The sequence below is a fragment of the Microbacterium sp. NPDC091382 genome (genome assembly GCF_044757025.1).
Taxonomy (GTDB): Bacteria; Actinomycetota; Actinomycetes; order Actinomycetales; family Microbacteriaceae; genus Microbacterium.
Map to the genome: position 1 here is coordinate 796,191 of NZ_JBIVUD010000001.1, position 15,483 is coordinate 811,673.

15 protein-coding genes are annotated in these 15,483 nt (G+C 69.6%); 10 read left to right on the forward strand and 5 right to left on the reverse strand.

Annotated features, from left to right (window positions below; genetic code table 11):
• Positions 1-29: 29 nt before the first annotated feature.
• The 7 genes from lysS to ACIQLK_RS03910 all read left to right on the forward strand — a co-directional run bounded on the left by lysS (position 30) and on the right by ACIQLK_RS03910 (position 9,240).
• On the forward strand, positions 30-1,553 hold the full coding sequence (lysS, locus tag ACIQLK_RS03880; RefSeq protein ID WP_400362986.1) for a lysine--tRNA ligase: 1,524 nt from the start codon (positions 30-32) through the stop codon (positions 1,551-1,553).
• 321 nt (positions 1,554-1,874) lie between these two features.
• On the forward strand, positions 1,875-2,900 hold the full coding sequence (locus ACIQLK_RS03885) for a LacI family DNA-binding transcriptional regulator (protein WP_400362987.1): 1,026 nt from the start codon (positions 1,875-1,877) through the stop codon (positions 2,898-2,900).
• Positions 2,901-2,955: 55 nt separating this feature from the next.
• Positions 2,956-4,242, forward strand: a complete 1,287-nt coding sequence (locus ACIQLK_RS03890) for an extracellular solute-binding protein (RefSeq protein WP_400362988.1) — start codon at positions 2,956-2,958, stop codon at positions 4,240-4,242.
• A gap of 1 nt (position 4,243) precedes the next feature.
• Positions 4,244-5,227, forward strand: coding sequence for a carbohydrate ABC transporter permease (locus ACIQLK_RS03895; protein ID WP_400362989.1), 984 nt, complete (start codon positions 4,244-4,246; stop codon positions 5,225-5,227).
• Positions 5,224-6,063: a carbohydrate ABC transporter permease gene (locus ACIQLK_RS03900; protein ID WP_400362990.1), complete on the forward strand. Its 840-nt coding sequence runs from the start codon at positions 5,224-5,226 to the stop codon at positions 6,061-6,063. The genes ACIQLK_RS03895 and ACIQLK_RS03900 overlap by 4 nt, the downstream gene beginning before the upstream one ends.
• A gap of 2 nt (positions 6,064-6,065) precedes the next feature.
• A complete protein-coding gene (locus tag ACIQLK_RS03905) occupies positions 6,066-7,133 on the forward strand; it encodes a glycosidase (RefSeq protein WP_400362991.1) in 1,068 nt (355 codons plus the stop codon).
• Between the two features lie 100 nt (positions 7,134-7,233).
• Entirely contained in the window at positions 7,234-9,240 is a 2,007-nt protein-coding gene (locus ACIQLK_RS03910; RefSeq protein ID WP_400362992.1) for a hypothetical protein, read from the forward strand.
• Positions 9,241-9,277: 37 nt separating this feature from the next.
• On the opposite strand, the gene ACIQLK_RS03915 is transcribed toward ACIQLK_RS03910, so the two are convergent.
• A complete protein-coding gene (locus ACIQLK_RS03915) occupies positions 9,278-10,372 on the reverse strand; it encodes a DUF4192 family protein (RefSeq protein WP_400362993.1) in 1,095 nt (364 codons plus the stop codon).
• A gap of 123 nt (positions 10,373-10,495) precedes the next feature.
• Here ACIQLK_RS03915 and ACIQLK_RS03920 point away from each other — a divergent pair, with 123 nt between their 5' ends.
• The 3 genes from ACIQLK_RS03920 to ACIQLK_RS03930 are packed head-to-tail and all read left to right on the forward strand — an operon-like array spanning position 10,496 to position 12,943.
• A complete protein-coding gene (locus ACIQLK_RS03920; protein ID WP_065571727.1) occupies positions 10,496-10,696 on the forward strand; it encodes a hypothetical protein in 201 nt (66 codons plus the stop codon).
• Between the two features lie 27 nt (positions 10,697-10,723).
• On the forward strand, positions 10,724-12,193 hold the full coding sequence (gene cls, locus ACIQLK_RS03925) for a cardiolipin synthase (RefSeq protein WP_400362994.1): 1,470 nt from the start codon (positions 10,724-10,726) through the stop codon (positions 12,191-12,193).
• A 57-nt stretch (positions 12,194-12,250) separates the two neighbouring features.
• Positions 12,251-12,943: a hypothetical protein gene (locus tag ACIQLK_RS03930; RefSeq protein ID WP_400362995.1), complete on the forward strand. Its 693-nt coding sequence runs from the start codon at positions 12,251-12,253 to the stop codon at positions 12,941-12,943.
• Between the two features lie 82 nt (positions 12,944-13,025).
• Here ACIQLK_RS03930 and ACIQLK_RS03935 read toward each other — a convergent pair whose 3' ends face one another.
• Genes ACIQLK_RS03935 through ACIQLK_RS03950 form a run of 4 tightly spaced genes read right to left on the reverse strand, consistent with a single transcriptional unit; the run spans position 13,026 to position 15,343 of the window.
• A complete protein-coding gene (locus ACIQLK_RS03935) occupies positions 13,026-13,256 on the reverse strand; it encodes a helix-turn-helix domain-containing protein (protein WP_251577901.1) in 231 nt (76 codons plus the stop codon).
• The gene (locus ACIQLK_RS03940; RefSeq protein ID WP_400362996.1) at positions 13,253-13,837 is read right to left on the reverse strand and encodes a hypothetical protein; all 585 of its coding nucleotides are present in this window, start codon (positions 13,835-13,837) and stop codon (positions 13,253-13,255) included. Before ACIQLK_RS03940 ends, ACIQLK_RS03935 begins: the two co-directional genes overlap by 4 nt.
• Positions 13,837-14,601, reverse strand: coding sequence for a hypothetical protein (locus tag ACIQLK_RS03945; protein WP_400362997.1), 765 nt, complete (start codon positions 14,599-14,601; stop codon positions 13,837-13,839). Before ACIQLK_RS03945 ends, ACIQLK_RS03940 begins: the two co-directional genes overlap by 1 nt.
• Before the next feature lies 1 nt (position 14,602).
• Complete coding sequence (locus tag ACIQLK_RS03950) at positions 14,603-15,343, reverse strand: hypothetical protein (protein ID WP_400362998.1); 741 nt, start codon at positions 15,341-15,343, stop codon at positions 14,603-14,605.
• Positions 15,344-15,483 lie beyond the last annotated feature (140 nt).

Below are 15,483 nucleotides of genomic sequence, written 5' to 3' on the forward strand. Positions count from 1 at the left end.
AGGGTCGAATCCCCGAGGAGCCCCCGAACATGACCGACGCGTCCGCGCCCACGCCCGCAGAGACGACCGAAGAGGACGTCATCGAGCAGAAGGCGGTCCGTCTCGCCAAGCGGGACCGGCTGCTGAGCGAACGAACGGATGCCGCCGGCGGTGCCTACCCGGTCTCGGTGCCCGTCACCGACACGATCTCGGCCCTGCGTGAGCGGTTCGCCTCGCTCGAGGCGGGCGACGAGACCGGTGAGACCGCGTCGGTCGCCGGGCGTATCGTCTTCAGCCGCAACACCGGCAAGCTCTGTTTCGCCGCGCTCCAGGCGGGCGACGGCAGCCGCATCCAGGCCATGGTCTCCCTCGCCGAGGTGGGCGACGAGTCGCTGCAGGCGTGGAAGGAGCTCGTCGACCTCGGAGACCACCTCTCGGTGACCGGCCAGGTCATCTCGAGCCGGCGCGGCGAGCTGTCGATCATGGTCACCGACTGGACCATCGCGGCGAAGGCGCTGCTGCCCCTCCCGAACCTGCACTCCGAGCTGAGCGAGGAGAGCCGCGTACGCTCGCGCTTCCTCGACCTGATCGTGCGCGACACCGCCCGCGAGACCGTCGTCGCGCGTGCCAAGGTCAACGCGTCGCTGCGTCGCACGTTCGACGCGCACGGCTTCCTCGAGGTCGAGACCCCGATGCTGCAGGTGCAGCACGGCGGCGCCGCGGCTCGCCCGTTCGTCACGCACTCGAACGCGTTCGACACCGAGCTGTACCTCCGCATCGCGCCGGAGCTCTTCCTCAAGCGCGCCGTCGTCGGCGGCATCGACCGCGTCTACGAGATCAACCGCAACTTCCGCAACGAGGGCGCCGACTCCACGCACAGCCCCGAGTTCGCGATGCTCGAGGCGTACCAGTCCTACAGCGACTACAACGGGATCGCCGACCTGACCCAGGAGCTGATCCAGAACGCCGCGATCGCGGTCGCCGGCTCGACCACCGTCACGTGGGCCGACGGCACCGAGTACGACCTCGGCGGTCAGTGGGACCGCATCTCGATGTACGAGTCGCTGTCGGATGCCGCCGGTCGCACGGTCACGCCCGAGACGTCGTTCGAGGACCTGCAGGCACTCGCCACCGAGGCGGGCGTCGAGGTGCCCGAGAAGATCGCGACCCACGGCAAGCTCGTCGAGGAGCTGTGGGAGCACTTCGTGAAGGGCGGCCTCGAGCGTCCGACGTTCGTCATGGACTTCCCGCTCGACACCTCTCCGCTCGTGCGCGAGCACCGCAGCATCCCGGGCGTCGTCGAGAAGTGGGACCTCTACGTCCGCGGCTTCGAGCTCGCGACCGGCTATTCCGAGCTCGTCGACCCCGTCATCCAGCGCGAACGCTTCGTCGAGCAGGCGAAGCTCGCCGCGCGCGGTGACGACGAGGCGATGCGCGTGGACGAGGAGTTCCTGCGCGCCCTCGAGCACGGCATGCCTCCCACCGGCGGCATGGGCATGGGCATCGACCGACTGCTCATGGCGATCACCGGACTCGGCATCCGCGAGACGATCCTCTTCCCGCTCGTCAAGTAGCGGTCGCGGCACGTCCGCGCGTGCGCAGGTCCCGCGTGTCCCGGCCGGGTCTTCCTCGGTCCACATCATGTGCTCGCGACGAGACCACACGTCGTGCGCGGTGCGGAAGATGGGGTCTCGTCCGGCGCACATGATGTGGCCGACGGGCATGGCGGGCCACCTGGTGCGCTGCACGGGGCGATGCGGGGCGATGCGGGCGTGGTCGCGGTGCGCCCGCGGTGATCGCGGGCGCACTCGCGCGCCTCCCTCGAAAGTCAAGGTCTTGCTTTTTCGTCGCCTGAACCGGTTTAGTAGAACGGGTTCGCCACGAAGGAGTGACCGATGCCGCCGGAGACCCGTCCCACGATCGCGGATGTCGCGCGCGCGGCGGGCGTCAGCAAGGGCCTCGTCTCCTTTGCGCTGAACGGCCGTCCCGGCGTCGCCGCCGACACGCGGCAGCGCATCATGGAGGCAGCCGCCCACCTCGGGTGGACCCCGAGCCTGAGCGCCCGCTCCCTCAGCGTCGGTCGCGCATTCGCGTGCGGGCTCGTCATCGGTCGCAGCCCCGACGTCATCGCCGCCGACCCCTTCTTCCCGTCCTTCATCGCGGGGCTCGAGGACGAGTTCTCCGTCACAGGGCAGGCTCTCGTGCTCGCCGTCGCGAACCCGGGTCGGCATGAGGCGGACACCTACCGGTCGCTCGCCGCCGACCGCCGGGTGGACGGCGTCATCCTCACCGACATCCGCGTGTCCGACCCGCGTATCGCGCTCCTCGCCGAGCTGTCCATCCCTGCGGTCACCCTCGGCGTCCCCGACATCGACTCGCCCTTCGCCTCGGTCTCGTCGGACGACGGCGCCGGCATTCGCCTCGCCGTCGAGCATCTCGCCGGCCTCGGGCACCGCCGCGTCGCTCACGTCGCGGGCCCCGCCGGCATGCTCCACGCTCAGCACCGTCGCGACGCGTTCCTCGAGTCTGCGGATGTCGCCGGTCTCGACGTCGCCGTCGTGGAGACCGACTTCAGCGCCGCCGACGGCGCCCGGGCCACGGCATCCCTTCTGGACGGGGCCGCTCCACCGACGGGGATCATTTACGCGAACGACAGCATGGCGGTCGCCGGGATGGGCGTCGCCCACCGGCGCGGATTGCGCGTGCCCGAGGACCTCGCGATCACGGGGTTCGACGACACCGAGATCGGGCGGTGGGTGCACCCCGCCCTCACGAGCGTGGCGACGGACGCCCGCGGATGGGGCGTCGTCGCCGCGCGGACGCTCCTCGCCGCGATCGCCGGCGACGCGCCCGCCCACATCGACCTGCCAGATCCCACCCTCGCCGTCCGGGGTTCGACGGCACCTCCCGCGGCCGCGTGACGCGCGCCCGCCGACAGCAAGAGAGCACGACAGGACACGAACGAAGGAGCAGGACATGCAACGACGCATCCTCATCACGGCAGCCGGCGCAGCCGGTGTGCTCGCCCTCACCGCGTGCGGCGGTGGCGGGGGAGGTGGTGGCGGCGACCTCGAGAGCCGCGGCGACATCACCATCTGGTACTCCAACAACGAGGCCGAGATCGGCTGGGGCAAGAAGATGGTCGAGGCATGGAACGCCGACCACCCCGACGAACAGGTCACGGCGCAGGAGATCCCCGCCGGCGCGTCGAGCGAAGAGGTCATCGGTGCCGCGATCACCGCCGGAAACGCACCCTGTCTCGTGTTCAACACCTCCCCGGCGGCCGTGCCTGGCTTCCAGCGTCAGGGCGGACTCGTCGACCTCTCGACGTTCGAGGACGGCGACGACTACATCACCGCGCGCAGCGGCGACCTCGCGGATCAGTACCGCTCCGACGACGGCGACTTCTACCAGCTGCCGTGGAAGTCGAACCCGGTGATGATCTTCTACAACAAGACCCTCTTCGAGAAGGCGGGGCTCGACCCGGAGAACCCGAAGCTGTCCACCTACGACGAGTTCCTCGACACCGCCCGGACGCTCAAGGAGAAGGGCGTCTCGGAGTACGCGATCAACCCGGCGCCGACGAGCGAGTTCTTCCAGTCCTGGTTCGATTTCTATCCGCTGTACGCCGCGCAGACGGGTGGGACTCCGCTGCTCGAGGACGGCAAGGCCACCTTCGACGACGACAACGGCAAGGCGGTCGCCGACTTCTGGCGGACCCTCTACGAAGAGCAGCTCGCCGGCAATGAGCAGTACCAGGGCGACGCGTTCGCCGACGCGTACGCCGCCATGGCGATCGTCGGGCCCTGGGCGATCAGCGTGTACGGCGACTCCATCGACTGGGGAGCGGTTCCCGTGCCGACGAAGGACGGCACGTCGGCCGGCGACACCTGGACCTTCAGCGACGCGAAGAACGTCGGCATGTTCACCGCCTGCAAGAACAGGGGCACGGCGTGGGACCTGCTGAAGTTCGCCACGAGCGAGGAACAGGACGGCGAGTGGCTGAAGGCCACCGGCCAGATGCCGCTGCGCAAGGACCTGACCGGAACGTACCCGGACTACTTCGCCGACAACCCCGCCTACGAGCAGTTCGGCGACCAGGCAGCGCGCACGGTCGAGGTCCCGAACGTCATCGGGTCGGTGGAGATCTGGCAGGCCTTCCGTGACGGCTACTCGAAGTCGGTCATCTTCGGCGAGACGCCGGTCGATCAGTTCCTCTCCGACACGGCGGCAGAGGTCGACAAGCTGGCGTCGGCGGGCTGAGATGACTGCCGTCGTCCCGGGTCGCGCCGGGTCCGATCCCGGCGCGGCCCGCGGTCCCGCCCCCGAGAAGAGCGGGAAGGATGCCGCGCCTCGCCGCGGCATCCTCCACCGGCTCTTCGGCGCTCAGCCGCACGGGCTGCTCTTCTCGGCGCCGTACATCGTCTTCGTCCTGGTGGTCTTCGCCTACCCGGTCGTGTTCGCCGTATGGATGTCGTTCCAGGACTACTTCTTCGCCGCTCCCGGCGCGGTCGTCGATCGCCCGTTCGTCGGCTTCGCGAACTATGTCACGGCGCTCAGCGACCCCGAGGTCTGGCGGTCGTTCGGCAACGTCGGCATCTTCCTGGTCATCAACGTGCCGCTGACGGTCGTGCTGTCGATCCTGCTGGCGACGGCGCTCGACCGGGTCACGAAGGCGCGGACGTTCTTCCGGGTGAGCTACTACGTGCCGTACGTCACGGCATCCGTCGCCGTCGTCGCGGTGTGGCTCTTCCTCTTCGCTCGGGGCGGGCTCGTCAACAACCTGCTCGGGCCGCTCGCCCCGGATCCGTCCTGGCTTGTGAACTCGGCGCTCGCGATGCCGACGATCGCGTTCTTCGTGACGTGGAAGGGGCTCGGGTTCTACATCCTGCTGTACCTCGCGGCGTTGCAGAACGTGCCCCGTGAGCTGTACGAATCGGTGTCGATGGACGGCGGCGGCAGGCTTCGCCAGTTCTTCTCGGTGACCGTTCCGAGCGTCCGTCCGGCGACCCTGCTGGTCGTGCTCCTCGCCACGATCACCGGGGCGAACCTCTTCACCGAGCCGTACCTTCTCACCGGTGGCGGCGGTCCCAACGGGGCCTCGACCTCGCCGGTGCTGCTCATGTATCAGCGCGGGATCGAGCAGCAGAATCCCGATGTCGCCGCGGCGATCGGGGTCGTGCTCATCGTCTTCGTGCTCGTCATCGCTGCCGTGCAGCGCAAGCTCGTGGGAGGCGAGGAGCGATGAAGCGTGCGCTCGGTTCGAAGATCGCGATGTACACGGCGCTGTCGATCGGCGCGCTGGCGTTCCTGTTCCCCTTCTTCTACATGATCGTCGGCTCGCTGCAGACGAACGTCGACCCGTCGCCGGCGGGCGCGTTCCCGAACCCGGCGAACCTGACCCTCGACAACTACGCCGCCATCAACGGCCGCATCGACCTGCTGCAGGGGCTCGTCAACTCCGGGATCTTCACCGGCGGGGTGATCCTCGGCACGGTCGTCTTCGGCGTCCTGGCCGGGTACGCCCTGGCGATCCTGCGCTGGCGGGGACGGGGGGCGACGTTCGCGCTGGCGCTCCTGGTTCAGGTCGTGCCGTTCCAGCTGCTCATGATCCCGCTCTACGTCATGATCGCCCGCGACTACGGCCTGGCCGACAGCTACCTCGGAATGATCCTGCCGTTCTTCATCAACTCGACCGCGGTCGTGATCTTCCGGCAGTACTTCCTGCAGCTCCCCAAGGAGCTCTTTGACGCCGCTCGCATCGACGGCTCGAACGAGTTCCGTCTGCTGTGGAGCGTGGCGCTGCCCCTGGTGAGACCGGCCCTCCTGACGGTCGTGCTGCTGACCTTCATCGGTCCGTGGAACGAGTTCCTCTGGCCGTTCCTCATCACGAAGGATGCCGGCATGCAGCCGCTCGCGGTGTCCCTCGCCAACTTCATCTCGAACATCGCGGCATCCACCGCGAACCCGTTCGGGGCGATGATGGCCGGCGCCGTCGTGCTGGCCGCGCCCGCCGTGGCGCTGTTCCTCGTGTTCCAGCGTTACTTCACGTCCAACGACCTCGGATCCGGAGTGAAAGGTTGACCATGCCCACCGAGACCCACGTGCCCTACCGACTCACCCGCGTGGGGGTCGTGATGACCCCCGCCGCGGGCGATCCGAACGAAGTCGAGGGGGTGCTGAACCCCGGTTCCGGCCGCGGCCCCGACGGGGAGCTGTACCTGCTGCCCCGACTCGTCGCCGACGGCAACGTCTCGCGCGTAGGCCTCGCCCGCGTCGTCGTCGAGGACGGCGTGCCGACCGGTGTCGAGCGCGAGGGCGTGGTCCTCGAACCCGACCGCGGGTGGGAACGCGGGGTCGGCAACGCGGGCGTCGAAGACCCCCGGGTCACCTGGGTCGAAACCCTGGGGTTGCACGTCATGACCTACGTCGCGTACGGGCCGCTCGGCCCCCGAACGGCGGTCGCGGTGTCGAGCGACCTGAGGGAGTGGCGCCGACTGGGGCCGGCGCTGTTCCGCTATCAGGACGACCTCGATATGGATCTGAACCTGTTCCACAACAAGGACACCGTGTTCTTCCCCGAGTCGGTCACCGCACCCGACGGACGCGAGGCGCTCGCCGTCCTGCACCGCCCCATGTGGGACCTCGGCGAGACGAAGCCCGGACAGGGTGTGCGCGTGCCCGCAGGCGTCGACGACGAGCGGCAGTCGATCTGGATCAGCTACATCCCGCTCGACGCCGTGCGCGAGGACCTCGCCGCGCTGACCCTGTGGGAGCAGCACCGCTTCGTCGCCGGCCCGGAGTTCCCGTTCGAGGCGCTCAAGATCGGCGGCGGGCCGCCGCCGCGACGGATTCCCGAGGGATGGCTCGTGCTCCACCACGGTGTGACCGGCGTCCTCGAGAGCGCGTTCGCGCAGCAGCAGAAGGTCAACTACGCCGCAGGCGCCATCATCCTCGACGCCGACGACCCCTCGAAGGTCGTCGCCCGCACTCCGGAGCCGCTGCTCGCCCCGGAGACAGACGACGAGCGGAGCGGCATCGTGCCGAACGTCGTCTTCCCGACCGCGATCGAAGAGGTCGACGGTCGCCTGTTCGTGTTCTACGGCATGGCCGACTCCAAGATCGGCGTCGCCCTGCTGGAGCGCACCGACTGATCGCGTGCCGTTCTCCGGAGAGATCGCTCGCTCCACCCGCCCCGGGCGGCGAACGGACGACTGATCCGGAGAACGGCACCGCACCCGAAAGGAACCTTCCGTGAACACCTCTGCACACCGTCGTGCGAGGACCGTCGGCCTCACCGCGGTGGCCGCGCTCGCCCTCACCGTCCCGCTCGGCGTCACTTCCGCCGCCGCCGCGCCTGCCGATCCGCCGGTCACGAACCTCGCGCACCTCGATTTCCTGCTCGACGAAGCGACGCCGCCCGCCGACGTCGAGGGGCACAGCACCTACCGGCAGTCCGACGAGCCCGCCCTCGTCATGCCGTGGACCTACGCCGACGCCCGCGACGGCGGGACCTTCGAGCGGGTGGGCGGCGGACCCCTCGATCCCGAGACCGGGTACTGGGGGCAGGGGGCGTACAACGCCGACGACATCACCCGCGCCGCCGTGGTCTACATCCGCCACTGGGAGCTCACGGGCGACGAAGACAGCCGCGACACCGCCTACGAGCTGCTCCGTTCGGTCGCGTACTTCCAGACCACCGAGGGACCGGATGCCGGCAACGTCGTCCTGTGGATGCAGCCCGACGGCACCTTCAACCCTTCGCCCGAACCGGTCGAGCTCCCCGACCCGTCGGACAGCGGACCGAGCTATTGGCTCGCCCGCACCCTCTGGGCTCTCGGCGAGGGCTACGCCGCGTTCAAGGACGAGGACCCCGCTTTCGCCGCCTTCCTCGACGACCGGTTCGACCTCTCCCTCGGCGCGTTGAACCGTCAGGTCCTCTCGAGATACGGCACGTGGACGGTCTCGGACGGCAAACGCGTCCCGACGTGGCTCATCACGAACGGAGCGGATGCCTCGGCAGAGGCCGTGCTCGGGTTGGCGGCACGTGTCGGAGCGGGCCCTGACCGAGCGGCCGCGAAGGCGCTGCGCCAGCTCGCTACGGGCATCGCCGCGATGTCCGACGGTTCCGCCCGGGAGTGGCCCTACGACGCCGTGCTGCCATGGGCCGAATCCCCGGCGATCTGGCACGCCTGGGGCTCGCAGATGCCCGCCGCGCTGGCCGCGGCATCCGTCGCGCTGAAGGATCGGGCGCTCGCTCGCCCCGCGATCGCGGACGCGTCCACCTTCACGCCGACCCTCCTCACCGCCGGTGGACCCGACAACGGGTGGAACCCGAGTCCCGTCGATCGGGTGCAGATCGCCTACGGCGCGGACTCACGGGTGCAGTCGCTGCTGGGTGTCACGAAGGCGACCGGTTCGGACGGGTTCGAGAGCCTCGCCGCGATGCAGGCTGCCTGGTTCTTCGGTGCGAACCACGCGGGGCAGCGGATGTACGACCCGGCGACCGGAGTGACCTTCGACGGCCTGCAGCCGGATGGCACCGTCAACCGCAACAGCGGCGCGGAGTCCACCATCCACGGGCTGCTCACCGCTCTCGCGCTCGATGCGAACCCGGCGGTCAGGCGTCAGGCGGTCGCCCTGACCGAGGTCACGGACCGAGAGGGTCTGTCGTGGATCGAAGCCGAGGACGCGGTGAACACGACGGGCGAGATCTCGACCCCTGAGTCATGGACGGGCGAATCGAGCTGGTCGGGCGACAAGCTCACCCTGTCGAGGGGGGACATCGCTGTGTTCGACGTCGACACGGCCGCATCCGATCGGTGGGTCGAGCCGGTGGTCTGGTCGGAGACCGGCGAACGGACCTCCTCCACCTGGACGGGCGGCCGCGCCCGATTGGGGGCGCTGCAGCTGACGGGGCCGCGGCAGGGGATCTCGCCGGCCCCGGGCGCCATGCACCCTCACACGCTGCAGAAGGCGCTGCCGCGGTCGAGCGGAGAGGTCCGCGTCGTGTCGACCCGAGGGGACCTGCAGCTCGACGGCATCCTCATCCGGCCGTTCGTCTCGCGCCTCGTCCTCGAGGGCGACGGCGGTGCCCGCACCGAGCTCGTACACTCCGCGGCGCGCTCGCCGCAGAGGGTCGCGGTGGGGGCAGGCGCTCTCGCGGTCTACGACGACCGCGGCCGCGAGGTCCGTGTGACGAAGGACCGCTCCGGTGCTGTGACCCTTCCCGCCGGTGGTTTCGCGATCGTCGAACGGTGACGACGCCGACCGGGCCGCGATGGGCGCCGCGGCCCGGTCAGCGCCGGAACGCCCAATCGGGCAGGTGCGCGTGCGCGACGAACGACCGGACGATCTCGGCCAGGCCGTGCTCCGGTTCGACCCGCAGGGCATCTGCCGCATAACGGTCGGCGTGCGTGGACCGGCCGAGTGACCAGGCGAGCCATGCCGCGGTGGCGAGACTCCCCGCGCGATGCGCATCGGACGTCGTCGACGCGACGCGGCGCGCGAGGACGAGCGCGGCCTCGAGTCGCCTCGGATCGGGGCGTCGCCCTTCTCCCCACATCACCGAAGCCAGGTCGGCGGGGTAGTCCTCGCCGTCCTCCCAGCGGCGCTGCGCGTCGAGCGCCGTGTCGCCGCCGGCTCGGTCGGTCGCCCACTGCACGAGCGCGACGTCCCGGAGTGACGGGCGGGCGAGGCACCACGCCAGGACCGCCGTGCGCATCGGATCGAGGTCCACCGGGTTCCAGGCGAGGCATCCTTCGTACAGCCCTGGAAGGTCGTCGAGCGCGCATCCCGCCTCGAGCGCCGCCGGATCGATGCGCTCGGCGGCTTCGTCGACGGCCGGGATGCCGCACAGGACGGCGAGAGCGGATTCGAGCGATCGCAGCGCGACCTCGACGCTCGCCGTCGCAGCCGGCTCGGCGGCGGGCAGGGACGCCCCCTCGAGCTGGTCGCCCTCCAGCGGCGGGAGATGCCGCTCGAGTTCGGCGAGCGGTCGCCCGCCCGGCGGCATCCGCTCGTCGTAGTGCGACCCCCATCCGGTGCCCGCCACCGTCAGGATGTCGACGACCTCGAGCCCGCACGCGTCCGCCGACTGTTCGAGCGCGACGGCGAGGTCCGCTCCCGGCAGGCCGTCGAGAGCGGATGCCGCGGTGAAGACCACGCCGGCGAAGCCATCGGCATCCGACACCCGGCAGAGCATGCCGATGACGGTGGACGCGACCGCGTCGAGCGGGGTGTCGGCGGGCGGCAGGTCGACCCGCAGAGCGCCGAGGCTGCGGCCGCGGGCCATGGGGACCACGACGAGACTCTCGGTGGGTGTGAAGCCGAGCAGGCGGGGGACGAGGGCGAGGAAGTGCGCGGAATCCGCGACGGTGATGATGGTGGACATCGCCTCACCCTCGCGGCGTCGTTGCCCGCACAGGCGTGAGCGTGAGGGTCTGCGGAGAGGCATCGACGCGGGCGCCTCGGTGGAGAAGGCTTCGGGGTATCGCGAGCGGATTACGATGGACGCATGGGTGAGATCTGGACCGCGGTCATCTGGGGGTTGATCCCCACGATCGTCGTCGCGGGCCTCTTCGCCTTCGTGATCCGCAGCATCCTGCGCATGGACCGCACCGAACGCAAGCTCTATGCGCGCGTCGAGGCGGAGGAACGCCGCAAGCGAGGTCTGCCCCCGCGCGACGAAACCGCCGGTCGACCCGCCAAAGGATAGGCTGACCCCACACTCTCTGGGGGCCGCGTGATCAGCATCAGCGTCGACTGGACGTGGACGTGGTGGATCGTCCTCGTCCTGGCGTTCGACATCTCGGTGCGCATCATGGCGGTGTTCATCATCCCGCGGAACCGTCGCCCGACAGCGGCGATGGCGTGGCTGTTGGCGATCTACTTCATCCCGATCATCGGCATCCTGCTGTTCCTCCTCATCGGGAACCCGCGCCTTCCGCGCAAACGCCGCAAGGAGCAGCAGTCGATCAACGACGCGTTCCGCGAGGCGAGTGAGGGGCTCGACTTCGGCACCCTCCGCCCCGATGCGCCGGAGTGGTTCGAGCAGCTCGTCGGACTCAACCGCAAGCTCGGCGCCCTTCCGATGGCCGGCGACAACGGCGCCCAGATCATCTCGGACTATCAGGGCAGCCTCGACACGATGGCGTCCGAGATCGATCGCGCCACCCGGTACGTGCACGTCGAGTTCTACATCCTGCAGTCCGACGGGGCGACCGACGGGTTCTTCGAGGCACTCGAGCGCGCGACGGCGCGCGGGGTGACGGTCCGCGTACTCCTCGACCACTGGGCCAACCGGTGGAAGCCGAACTACCACGCGACGATCTCACGCCTTGAGCGCATGGGCGCGCAGTGGCATCTGATGCTTCCGGTGCAGCCGTTGAAGGGCAAGTACCAGCGGCCCGATCTGCGCAACCACCGCAAGCTCCTCGTGATCGACGGCGTCGTGGGCTTCGTCGGGTCGCAGAATGTGACCGACCGCAGCTACAACCTGAAGACGAACCTGCGGCGCGGACTGCAGTGGGTGGATCTCATGGTGCGCGTCGACGGCCCGGTCGTGGCATCCCTCTCCGCAGTCTTCGTGTCCGATTGGTATGGCGAGACCGGCGAGGTGTTCGCGGTGGAGTCCGACTTCTCGACGGATGCCGGGACCGGCGACCTCGACTGCCAGATCGTCCCGAGCGGTCCCGGGTTCGAATACGAGAACAACCTCAAACTCTTCCTCAGCCTCATCTTCGGCGCGAAGAAGAAGATCGTCATGGTCAGCCCGTATTTCGTGCCCGATGAGGGACTGCTCCTCGCGATCCAGACCGCCTGCCACCGGGGCGTAGAGGTCGAGCTGTTCGTCTCGGAAGAGGGCGACCAGGCGATGGTCTACCACGCGCAGCGGAGCTACTACGAGCAGCTGCTGGCCACCGGCGTGAAGATCTGGATGTACAAGCGGCCCTACATCCTGCACTCCAAGTCCATGTCGATCGACGACGAGGTCGCCGTCGTCGGATCGAGCAACATGGACATGCGCTCCTTCGGCCTCAACCTCGAAGTGACGATGCTCGTCCGAGGGTCCGAGTTCGTCGACCAGTTGCGCACCGTCGAGGATCAGTACCGCGGCATGTCGCGCGAGCTGACGATCGAGGAGTGGGAGCAGCGCCCCATCCGCTCCGTCGTCCTCGACAACCTGGCGCGCCTCACGTCGGCGCTGCAGTGAGACGATCCGGCGGGCGGTGACACTCCCCGGGTGTCCGCCGCTGTGGAGGAGACCCCGATGCGCACCCGCTTACTGTCCGCGCTCGCCGGCACCGCCCTCGTCGCCCTGGCATTGGCCGCCTGTGCGACGCCTGGGGCGGGCGATGCGGATCCCGGTACCGTAGCGGGCGAGACGGCTCCGGCGTGGGCCGTGGGTGCGGGCTGGCTCGACGGCGGGCGGACGATCGCGCTTGTGACGTGGGGCAGCTCGTCGTGCGTGCCGGCGGTGGACGAGACGCGCCTCGACGGTTCGACGTTCATCGTCTCGCTCCGCGGACCCGAGCCGGGGCCGTGCACGGACGATCTGGTCGCCCGCGGGCTCGAGGTGCCGGTGCCGCAAGGTGTCGACCCCGCGGACGGGCTCTCGCTGCGAGTGTCCCTCGGCCCGTCGCGTGCCGACGTCGACCTCGCCGCGCACGCGGGCGGGCAGGTCGAGGAGTTCACCCCTGAGGCGGCGTGGGTCGGCGACCGCACGATCGCGCTCCGCACCTGGGGGTCGTCGACGTGCCCGCCGATCGTCGCGGACACGAGGGAGGAGTCACCGGCATCCGTCATCGTCAGTTTCGCGAAGCTGGATGCCGATCGCGCCTGCACGGCAGACGTGGCGCCGCAGCTGACGGTGGTCCAGCTCGATCCCGATGCCGTCGTGGACCGTGACGCGACGCTGAGCTTCGGCGTGACCGGCTCGGACGAGACGGTGCCGATCCGCTGAGGGGGGCGGCCGGGTTCCAGGGACCCGATGTGTCGCGCGTGCGCGGTCCGGGCGGCGGGTTGGGTCCCTGGAACGCCGCGGCTCAGTCCGCGCGCACCAGCAGCTCGCCGACTTCGCAGTCGAGCGCGCGGCAGATCGCGGACAGCGTCGAGTATCGGATCGCACGGGCGCGGTCGTTCTTGAGGATCGACAGATTCACGACCGAGACGCCGACGATCTCAGACAGGCGGGTCAGCGTCATGTTCCGCTCCGCGAGCAGTTCGTCCAGGCGACAGTGGATGCCGGTGAGCTCGTCCTCCTCGGCGGGACTCACACGAGCCCCTCGGTGTCGCGCTGCAGACGCTCGCCCTGCGCGAAGGCACCGGCCAGCACCGCCGCGGCGACGGCGACGAGAATGACGGGCAGCAGGGGCAGCAGATCGAGCATCGACAGCGTCTCGAATCGGATGCCGAGTGATTGCACGGCGTGCTGTCGCCCCATCCCGTCGACGATCGGCCAGGCGAACGCCGCGATCGTCAGGGTCGCGGCGATCACCGTGAGCGCACGTGTCGCGCCGCCCGTGAACACACGACCGCGGCGTACGGCGAAGGCGACGCGCATGAGCGCTGCGGCCACGATGATCGCGGCGACGGCGGCGATCAGGACCGCGGCGATCATCCAGGCCCGACCGCCCGCGCCGAGGTCGGGTGCGCGGACGACGACCGCGTCCACCGCCGCGCCCGGTGAGAGCCTGAGCGCCGCGGATGCCGCGTCGGCCCCGACCGTCACAGCGGGGCCCGCCGGGCTCACGATCTCGGTGATCCGATAGACCGCGACGGCCAGTGCCGTGAGGGAGGCGGCGACGCCGTAGACGATGAGGTCGAGTGCGCCGGCGGTCCGGGATGGCGCCGCCATCACACAAGCCCCTTCACGTCGTTCTGCAGGCGAGAGCCGTAGCGGAGGATCGCCCCCAGGGCGGCGAACGCGAGGCCGACCGCGATCGGCCAGAAGGGCAACGTGACAAGCACGGTGGGAAAAGGGAACCACGCGTCGAAGGCGTTGTCGATGCCCGGGAAGTCCCCCGACCACGAGCCGCTTCGCGCTCCGAAGAACTGCATGGAAGCGATGGTTCCCGCGATGTCGCCCGTCACCTGAGCGGCGATGCCGCCGAGCATGATGACCGCGCCCGTGGTGACCGCCATCTTCGCGACGACGGGGGCGAAGGCGGCGCCGACGAGCAGTCGAGAGCAGGCGATGGCGACGAACACGGCGACGAAGCCGGGAATGCCCCACGCGAGCGCTTGGCTCAGCGCCCAGAGCACGCGAGCGGTCGGGTCGAGTCCCTCGAGCGTCAGAGTCACCTCGGTAAAGCCTCCCGACACCCGTCGAGCCGTATCCACATCGAGGGTCACGGTGTCGGGCAGCTGCGGCCAGAACTCGCGGATTGGCATCGTGATGGCGACGCCCGGCGCCAGCAACGAGGTCAACAGGGCGATGACCGCTCCGATGGCGGCGACGCCCGTCCAGACGACGGCGACGACGCGAGTAACTCGCACGAGGCTCGTGGCGTCCTGCCCCGATCGCGGCTTCCTCGCGGTCGCCAGGGCGAACACCACGATCGTCCCCACGATCAGGACGACGACGAGAACCGCCCCGACGATCAACATCCACCGTGCCACGTCACACCAACCCTTCTGTCTCGCGCTGCAGTCGTGCGCCCTGTCGGAAGATCACACTCAAGGCCGCGAGTCCCAGCGCCACGCCCAGCGGCCACGCAGGCGGGGCGATGGCGAAAGTCCGGCCCGCGGTCACCGCCGCGTCCGCTCCCGCGGCCGGGAGCACCTCCTGCGCGACGAGGGCGGCTCCGATGTCCGTCAGGAGCGGGCCGAGCGTCCCCGCAATGAGCACCACTATCGCGCTGCCGAGCAGCCACCGGGACGTTCTGGTCGCGAAAGCGGGTCCCGTTATTGCGCGCTGGCTCAGTACTGCGACCACGAGGCCCGGAATGCCGGCCACGAGCAGCGATATGGCATCCCCCGCGACGAGGAGGGCGCGCAGCCCACCGCTGAGTCCGGTGATCGTGGCCCTGGCGGTGTCCGCCGACGTGCAGTACAACTCGACGGCACCGGCGGAGTCGTCGCGGCTCGTCTGACACGGTAGGTCCGTCGGCCATACCAGTGAGATCGGCATTGCGGCGATGTCGTACGGCGCGGTGGTGAAACCGCGGACGATCAAGAGCCCGACCCCGAGCAGCACGATCGCGACCCACACGCGGGCCATCATTGCAATCACGTCGAGGAGGACCGACGGCGACTTCCGCCGCCGCGCGTCCCACACCATCAACGCGATCAGCGCCCCGATGATCGCGAGTCCGACACCACTCCACAGCAGCACGGTCGGCAGATCCGTCCCTGAAACCATTCCCGCCCCCATAACGACTTTCGTTGTTATCGACAAACGTTATGCCCACGGGGACCGCGGCCGCAAGCCCCGGCATCCCGTATGCCCACGGCGAACACGGGCATACCGGCATCCCGCCGTCGTTAGCCTCTACGTAAGAC

Coding starts and splice junctions, on each gene's coding strand:
- ACIQLK_RS03885 (WP_400362987.1), top strand. CDS start 1,875: ATGCCGCCGGAGACCCGTCCCACGATCGCGGATGTCGCGCGCGCGGCG.
- ACIQLK_RS03900 (WP_400362990.1), top strand. CDS start 5,224: ATGAAGCGTGCGCTCGGTTCGAAGATCGCGATGTACACGGCGCTGTCG.
- ACIQLK_RS03905 (WP_400362991.1), top strand. CDS start 6,066: ATGCCCACCGAGACCCACGTGCCCTACCGACTCACCCGCGTGGGGGTC.
- ACIQLK_RS03950 (WP_400362998.1), bottom strand. CDS start 15,343: ATGGTTTCAGGGACGGATCTGCCGACCGTGCTGCTGTGGAGTGGTGTC.
- ACIQLK_RS03920 (WP_065571727.1), top strand. CDS start 10,496: ATGGGTGAGATCTGGACCGCGGTCATCTGGGGGTTGATCCCCACGATC.
- ACIQLK_RS03890 (WP_400362988.1), top strand. CDS start 2,956: ATGCAACGACGCATCCTCATCACGGCAGCCGGCGCAGCCGGTGTGCTC.
- ACIQLK_RS03930 (WP_400362995.1), top strand. CDS start 12,251: ATGCGCACCCGCTTACTGTCCGCGCTCGCCGGCACCGCCCTCGTCGCC.
- ACIQLK_RS03895 (WP_400362989.1), top strand. CDS start 4,244: ATGACTGCCGTCGTCCCGGGTCGCGCCGGGTCCGATCCCGGCGCGGCC.
- ACIQLK_RS03915 (WP_400362993.1), bottom strand. CDS start 10,372: ATGTCCACCATCATCACCGTCGCGGATTCCGCGCACTTCCTCGCCCTC.
- ACIQLK_RS03940 (WP_400362996.1), bottom strand. CDS start 13,837: ATGGCGGCGCCATCCCGGACCGCCGGCGCACTCGACCTCATCGTCTAC.
- lysS (WP_400362986.1), top strand. CDS start 30: ATGACCGACGCGTCCGCGCCCACGCCCGCAGAGACGACCGAAGAGGAC.